Here is a 7,354-nt window from a genome sequence, read left to right on the forward strand (position 1 = left end):
GTTCTCCAGGTCCAGGCTGTCGCGCAGGTCCGCGAGCGGATCCACCTCTTCCGGAGGTGACGGCATGGGCATTCGCAGGTTACCGCCCGGCGGCGCGGCCTACCAGGGACGCGTGACGAGACAGGTCGGTTCGGGCTCCTGGACGCTGGGAGGCCGCACGGACCCCTCGACGCCGGGGCTCCCGGGCGTTAGCCAGTGGGGGAAACATCACACCTCGCCTTGCCCTCCTGGGGGGCGAGTGCCAGCTTCGGACGCTCCTATATGGCCATCCGCTACGCGCTTCCCAACGGGCTCACCGTCGTCTTCGACGAAAACCACGCCGCCAAGGTCGCGGCATTCCAGGTCTGGGTCAAGGTCGGCAGCGCCGACGAGCGCCCCGACCAGGCGGGCCTGGCCCACCTGCACGAGCACATGCTCTTCAAGGGCACCGAGCGGCGAGGCCCCGGCGAAATCGCCCGCGACGTGGAGGCCCACGGCGGCGAAATCAACGCCTGGACGTCGTACGACCAGACCGTCTACCACATCGTCATCGCCAGCCAGTTCGCCCGGACGGGCCTGGACATCCTCGGGGACGCGGTGCGCCGCTCCTCCTTCGACGCCGAGGAGCTGGCGCGCGAAATCGAGGTGGTGTGCGAGGAAATCAAGCGCAGCCAGGACACGCCCTCGCGGCGCGCGTCGCGCGACTTGTTCTCCACCGTGTTCCAGACGCATCCGTACCGGTTGCCGGTGCTCGGCACGGCGGAGAGCGTGCGCGGGTTCACGCGGGAGAAGGTGCTGGAGTTCTACCACCGCTACTACACGCCCAAGAACCTGGTGCTCTCCGTCTCCGGAGACCTGAGCGAGGCGGAGCTGCGCGGGTGGGTGGACGAGATTTTCGGCGGGGACTGGGGCCGTCCGTACGAGGGCGCGGGGAAGCGTCCCGAGGAGCCCACGCCCACCGGCCGCCGCGTGCTCTTGCGCCCGGACGAGGTGAAGGAGGCCTGGCTGCACATGGCCTTCCCCATCCCCGAGGCCTCGCACGCGGACACGCCCGCCATGGATGTGCTGGCGATGATTGTCGGCCAGGGTGACGCCTCCCGCCTGACGCGCGAGGTGAAGCGCAAGCACAACCTGGTCAACGACATCCACGCGTTCTCCTACACGCCGCAGGACCCGGGCCTGTTTTCGATGTCGATGACGCTGCAGCCGGGCAACCTCGAGCGGGCGCTGGAGGAGGCCTCGAAGGCGCTGGCCACGCTGCGCGTGACGCCGGTGGCCGCGGACGAGCTGTCCACGGCGAAGGCGCTGCTGGAGGCGGAGGCCGTCTACCAGCGCGAGACGGTGCAGGGCATCGCCCGGAAGATGGGCTTCTACCAGTCCGGCATGGGCAGCCTGGAGGCGGAGGCGCGCTACTACGAGGGCATCCGCTCGCTCACGGCGGAGCAGGTGCGCGCGGCGGCGGAGAAGTACCTGCGCTTCGACCACGCCACCGTCACCGGGCTTCTGCCGCACGGCACGACCTTCACGGAGGAGCAGGTCCACGCGGTGTTGGACCGGGTGGAACGCGGCCCCGTCGCCGCGCCTCCGGAGCGCAAGGCGAGCAAGGTCTCCGTGGGAGAGCCTTCGCTGCGCCTGGGGGCCAAGACGAAGGGCCCCAGCGAAATCATCACGGAGAAGCTTCCCTCGGGCGCGACCATCATGGTGCGCGAGGAGCCCGCGGTGCCGCTGTTCGCCATGCGCGCGGCCTTCATGGGCGGCCTGCGCTACGAGACGTCCGCCGACAACGGCCTCACCACGCTGCTGTCGCGCAGCCTGACGCGAGGCACGCCGACGCGGGACGCGGAGGAGATTTCGCAGCTCGTGGACATCTACGCGGGCAGCATGGGCGGATTGAGCGGGCGCAACTCGGTGAACCTGCGGGGCGAGTTCCTCTCGCGCCACTTCGAGTCGGCCTTCCGCCTGTTCGCGGACACGCTGTCCAACCCCTCGTTCCCCGAGGTGGAGGTGGCGCGCGAGCGCGCGCTGATGCTCCAGGACATCCTCACCCGCGAGGACAAGCCGTCCAGCCTCGCGTTCGACCTGTTCAACCGGACGCTGTACCGGACGCATCCGTACCGGCTGCCGACGCTCGGGGAGAAGGAGTCCGTGGAGGCCCTGGGGCCCGAGGCCCTGCGCGCGTATCACGCTCGCTACATGGACCCGTCCCAGCTCACGCTCACCGTGGTGGGCGACGTGAAGGTGGACGAGGTGCTCGCGCTGGCGCGGGAGTACTTCGGCGCCTCGCGAGGCAAGGCCGCCGCCGCGCCGAAGGTCACCGCCGAGGGTCCGCTGGAGGCCGCGCGCCAGGAGAAGCGCGTGCTGGCCAAGGCTCAGTCGCATCTGGTGATGGGGTTCCGGGGGCTGCGCATCAACGACCCGGAGCGCCACGCGCTGGAGACGTTGTCGGGCGTGCTGTCCGGGCAGGGCGGCCGGCTCTTCGTGGAGCTGCGCGACAAGCGCTCCATGGCGTACAGCGTGAGCAGCTTCGGCGTCGAGGGCATCGAGCCGGGCTACTTCGCCGCGTACATGGGCACGAGCCCCGAGAAGGTGGACGCGGCCCTGGACGGCATCCGCGCGGAGTTGAAGCGCATCCGTGACGAGCGCATCCCCGAGGAGGAGCTGGAGCGGGCGAAGCAGAACCTCATCGGCACGCACGAAATCGCGCTCCAGCGAAACGGCGCGCGCGCGGGGATGATGGCCATGGACACCGTCTACGGGCTGAACCTGGACAACTTCCTGCACTACGCGGAGCACATCGCCGCGGTGACGTCGGACCAGGTGCTCGAGGTGGCGCGTCAGGTCATCGACTTCGACAAGAGCGTGCTCACCGTCGTCGGTCCGTGAGTCGCGGGCCCGCCCTCTTCCACGAGGGTGGGCCCCGCGTCACGCTGAACTCATCGGAGCCTCAGGGGCCCGCTCTCTCGCGAGGGTGGGCCCTTTCGCATTCTCGCTCCGGGCTCGCTGGCCCGTGCCGACTCAGAGGTCGGTGCCGGGCATGGGCGGTGGAGGCGAAGGCTTCGCTTCCGGCTCGACGCCTGTCCCCAGTGAGAGCGCGGAGTCGATGGCCTCCAGCAACGGACCCGCCGGAGCCCCCGGCAGCGTCGTGCAGGCCCGGACCAGCTCCCGCTTGGTGCGAAGCCGGTTCGGATGCGTCTTGGCCTCTCGGGCCAGCGCCTCCGGGTCCACCGACGCGGCCAGCAACGAGGCGCAGGTGCGGAAGGTCTCCATCCGTGAGCGGTCCTCGTCATGGAGCAGCACCGGGGCTCCGTCCAACAGCAGGCCCGAGAAGCTCATCGTCCGCACCTCGTCGGCGCTCAGCACCAGCGTCCCATTCAGCGTGGCGCGCGGCTCGGGCGGAGGGCCATTGCCGCCCGCCAGCTCCACCACGCCGTCCGCGGGCTGGGGCTGACAGGGCACCTCGCGCAACGCCACCATCTCGTCGGCCTTGCGCGTCTCCTTCGTCTCGCCGCCCCGGTGGAGCTGGATGATGCCCGCCACCACCGCGGGCACGCCCAGTGACAGCAGCACCACGCCCCAGGTCGTCGCCACATCGCGGCTGGGGGCACCGTAGTGGCCACTCCGGTCGATGGAGTCCTTGTCCGGTGTGTTGGAGAAGAGCGTGCGCCCCAGCACCAGGAAGCCACCCACGGCGGTGAGGACACCCCCCGAGCTCACCGCCCCCGCCGCGCCTGGCGCGGAGCGGGTGGTGATGATGTCCTCGGTGTACTCGGCGTGTTGTTCGGTGCGGCAGATGTCCGCCGTCAAGAAACGCAGGGAGAGCTGGGGCCACCGCACCTCCGTGCGCGCGAAGGGCATGCGCTCCCCGAGCTGCGTCTCCTGGAGGTACGTGCGCAGGACGGGGCCTCGCTCGGTGCGCCGCTCCATATCCAGGGGCGTACACCCCACCGACAGCACCAACGCCGACGCCACCCACCGCTTCATGGCACTTCCCCCCGGAAAAAGGTCGTCACGTCCGGACAGTCCACGAGGAACCGGGCCGAATCCCCACAGGTGGGCGTGCGCCCCGGGGTGGTCCCCTCCCGGATGAGTGGCACCCGGCAGTCCAGGACCCGCTCCCGAGTGGGTACGGAGAAGGTGAAGTCCTCCGAGCCGCAGCCGGTCCGCTCCAACAGGGTGGCCTCGCAGCGGGTGTCCACGGCGAGCTGCTCGGCCACGCCGGGACAGGCCGACGTCTCGCAGAGGCGGTTGACGACATCCCGACAGACGGCGGCGTCGGGCGCTTCTGGGCCGGAGCAGGCGGTCAGCCAGGCCAGCGGCCACAAGATGAACAGGTGTCTCACGGCGCTCCCACGCTACGCACGGCGCGGTAAAAGGGCCCGCATGTCCCAGACCTATCTGTCACTCACCGTGGAGTTGCCCGAGGAAGCGTCCGAGGCCGTACAGGACCTCCTCCACGAGTCCGGTGCGCTCGGCCTCGAGGTACGAGACCGGGAGACTCCCCCCATGCCCGGCGTGAAGGCTCCGCCGGTGGGCGAGAACATCATCATTGGCTACTTCGAGGACCGCGAGACGGCCGAGGCCGCCCGCGAAGAGGTCGCCGAGTCCTACCCCTCCGCCCGGCTCAGCCTGGACGAGCAGCCCCAGCAGGACTGGAGCAACGAGTGGAAGTCGCTCATCAAGTCCGTCCATGTGGGCCGGCTGTGGGTGGGGCCGCCGTGGGACGTGGGCAATGCCCCCGCCGGGGCGGTGCGACTGGTGATTGAGCCGAAGATGGCCTTCGGCACGGGCGACCACCCCACCACGTCGCTGTGTCTGGCGGCGGTGGATGCGTTCATGGCGGACCATCCGGGCGCGAGCGTCCTGGACGTGGGCACCGGCACGGGGGTGCTCGCCATCGCGGCGAAGAAGCTGGGTGCGGGGCGCGTCGTCGCCACGGACAACGACCCGACGTCGGTGGAGCTGGCGCAGGAGAACCTGGCGGACAACGGCACGCCCGACATCGACGTGTCCGGCAAGGAACTGACGGCGGTGGAAGGTACGTTCGACCTGGTGCTGGCCAACATCCTCGCCAACACGCTCATCGAGCTGGCGCCGCTCATCGCCCTCAAGGCGAAGGACCGGTTGGTGCTCGCGGGCGTGCTGTCTCATCAGCGCGCGGACGTGGAGGCCGCCTACCGCAACCAGGGCTTCACCGTGCTGCCCGGTGCGACGCAGGGCGAGTGGGTGCGCATCGATTTGAAGCGCTGAAGTGCCCGAGTGAGGGCTCGCGTGCGGCGACCACGCGAGCCTGGACGTACGGCGCCCACGAAGCGCCGCCTCGGGGATGTGGCTCGCGCGATGCCCCCACCGGCGAGTGGGATCCTTCAGGGATGTGGCTCGCGCGGCGTCCTCACCCGCGAGTGGGCTCCTTCAGGGATGTGGCTCGCGCGGCGTCCTCATCGGCGAGTGGGCGCCTTTGGGGATGTGGCGAGACTCCTCGATGCGGCGTGGGCACGACAGCGTGTGGCCACGCGCCCGCGAGCGCGGAGGGTTACTCGACGGTCGGGCGCTTCACGAGCCGCAATTCCTTGTCGAGTTCCACGACGGCGGAGCCGAGTCCTCCGCTCTGCGAGCGCGAGTAGCGCACGTCATCAATCGTGACGCGCCACCCGGCCTCCGTCTGTGCCACCTGATACGTGGGCAAACGCAGCCAGTTGGCGAGGCCACGCAGATGCGGCGCCGCGAGTGCGGCCTGGATGACGGGCCCGGGGTTCGGCTCGCGAGGAAGCGTCGGCCCGCTCATTTCAAGGTGCTCGCCGGCGCGCAGGAAGTCCACGCGGACGAAGTGGTAGCGGTCCGGCCCCAGGGCGATGAGGTCTCGCACGAAGGGGTTCGCGGGCACCGGTCCCGCGATGACGCGCTCCACGGAGTGCCCCTGCGCCTTCAGCCATGCGTGGGCCCCGGGCGCGGCGACCTGCGACCCCAGCAGGATGGCGCCCAGATAGAGCACCAGTCCCACGCCGCACACCGTGGCCACGCGCTGGGTGGACACCACCTGCGTGCCCTTCAAGCGCAGCCAGAGGATGGCCGCCACGCCCACTGCCCAGAGCACCTTCGCGGGCCAGGGAACGAAACCAGGAATGGTGACGAGCGCGGTGGTGGCCACCCCCAACACGAGCCAGCCCGCGACGGACTTCCGCGTGCGCGCATCCGCCATGATGACGGCTGCTCCCGCGAGCAGCCAGACCCACGGGTCGACGATGAACAACGTGTCGCCGTAGAACCACGTCCCGTCGAACGGCATCAACAGCCGCACTCCATAGGTGTTGAGCCAGTCCAGCGCGGGATGACTCAGCACCGACACCGTGGACAAGAGCAACAGCGGCCCCGCGCGCGCGGGTGCAAGGTCTGGCTGCCGGCGCCTTCGCACGCAGCGGTCCCACAACAACATCAACCCCGTGAGCACGAAGGGCCAGAGCGATAGCGCGAGCACCCCATGCGTCCAGCCTCGACGCCAGTACAGCGACGCGTCCGAGCCCGCGAGGGCGAAGACAGCATCCACGTCCGGGAGATTCGCGCCGATGACGAGCGTCGCGGTGGCCAGCGGCGTGTAGCGCTTCAGCCCCGCCTCCGCCATCCAGGCTCCGACCAGCGAGTGAGCGAGATTGTCCATCCGTCTTGAGGGTACTTCACTCCCACACGGACCTCGACACCTCGCGTCACCTTCTCTGCCCGGCACGAAAATGAGGGACGCGTTAGACAGTCGCGCCTCGAAGAACCGCCGTCCGCTCGTGACGGCCCGGAGCCTTCCATGTCCATCTCGATGTACCAGGCGTCCATTCCCGTCTTCATCCGAGCCCTCAACGTGCTCTCCACCCTGCTCGAAAAGGGGGCCCAGCACGCGAAGGAGAACGGCGTCGATCCGCAGACCCTGCTCGACGCGAAGCTGGCGCCGGACATGCTCAACCTCGTGGCCCAGGTGCAGCGCGCCAGCGACACCTCGAAGGCCACCGCCGAGCGACTGAGCGGCGTGCCCGCCCCGCGCATGCCGGACACCGAGAAGACCTTCGACGAGCTGCACGCGCGCATCGCGAAGACCGTCGCCTTCCTGAAGTCCATCGACGCCTCGACGCTCCAGGGCAGCGAGAAGCGCACCGTCACGCTCACGGCGGGGGACTACAAGCGCGACTTCCAGGGAGACGACTACCTGTTCACCTTCGGCCTGCCGAACTTCTATTTCCACGTCACCACGGCCTACGACATCCTCCGCCACAATGGAGTGCGCATCGGCAAGCAGGACTTCATCGGTCCCTTCGAGCCGCGCTGAACGTCTCTTGGGCTCCACGCTCCGAACGCGCTAGCGTCCCCGCCGCGTGGAGCCCCCACCCGTTCATCC

6 protein-coding genes are annotated in these 7,354 nt (G+C 69.5%); 3 read left to right on the forward strand and 3 right to left on the reverse strand.

From position 1 onward, the window contains the following. Positions 1-261 precede the first annotated feature (261 nt). Complete coding sequence (locus tag HR086_RS42970) at positions 262-2,862, forward strand: pitrilysin family protein (protein ID WP_174459688.1); 2,601 nt, start codon at positions 262-264, stop codon at positions 2,860-2,862. A 132-nt stretch (positions 2,863-2,994) separates the two neighbouring features. Here HR086_RS42970 and HR086_RS42975 read toward each other — a convergent pair whose 3' ends face one another. Together HR086_RS42975 and HR086_RS42980 are read right to left on the reverse strand one after the other, a co-directional pair. Next, positions 2,995-3,960, reverse strand: a complete 966-nt coding sequence (locus HR086_RS42975) for a hypothetical protein (protein WP_174468528.1) — start codon at positions 3,958-3,960, stop codon at positions 2,995-2,997. Then, a complete protein-coding gene (locus tag HR086_RS42980) occupies positions 3,957-4,319 on the reverse strand; it encodes a hypothetical protein (RefSeq protein WP_141649112.1) in 363 nt (120 codons plus the stop codon). Before HR086_RS42980 ends, HR086_RS42975 begins: the two co-directional genes overlap by 4 nt. 40 nt (positions 4,320-4,359) lie before the next feature. On the opposite strand from HR086_RS42980, the gene HR086_RS42985 reads away from it, so the two are divergent. Next, on the forward strand, positions 4,360-5,226 hold the full coding sequence (locus HR086_RS42985) for a 50S ribosomal protein L11 methyltransferase (protein ID WP_174454622.1): 867 nt from the start codon (positions 4,360-4,362) through the stop codon (positions 5,224-5,226). Positions 5,227-5,509: 283 nt separating this feature from the next. Here HR086_RS42985 and HR086_RS42990 read toward each other — a convergent pair whose 3' ends face one another. After that, the gene (locus HR086_RS42990) at positions 5,510-6,631 is read right to left on the reverse strand and encodes a metal-dependent hydrolase (protein WP_174468529.1); all 1,122 of its coding nucleotides are present in this window, start codon (positions 6,629-6,631) and stop codon (positions 5,510-5,512) included. A 138-nt stretch (positions 6,632-6,769) separates the two neighbouring features. Between HR086_RS42990 and HR086_RS42995 the strand changes: the two genes are divergently transcribed. Continuing rightward, entirely contained in the window at positions 6,770-7,285 is a 516-nt protein-coding gene (locus HR086_RS42995) for a DUF1993 family protein (protein ID WP_141649109.1), read from the forward strand. The last annotated feature ends 69 nt before the right edge of the window (positions 7,286-7,354 follow it).

Origin of the sequence: Myxococcus sp. CA039A (genome assembly GCF_013336645.1) — a bacterium.
In the GTDB taxonomy this organism is placed as follows: Bacteria; Myxococcota; Myxococcia; order Myxococcales; family Myxococcaceae; genus Myxococcus; species Myxococcus llanfairpwllgwyngyllgogerychwyrndrobwllllantysiliogogogochensis.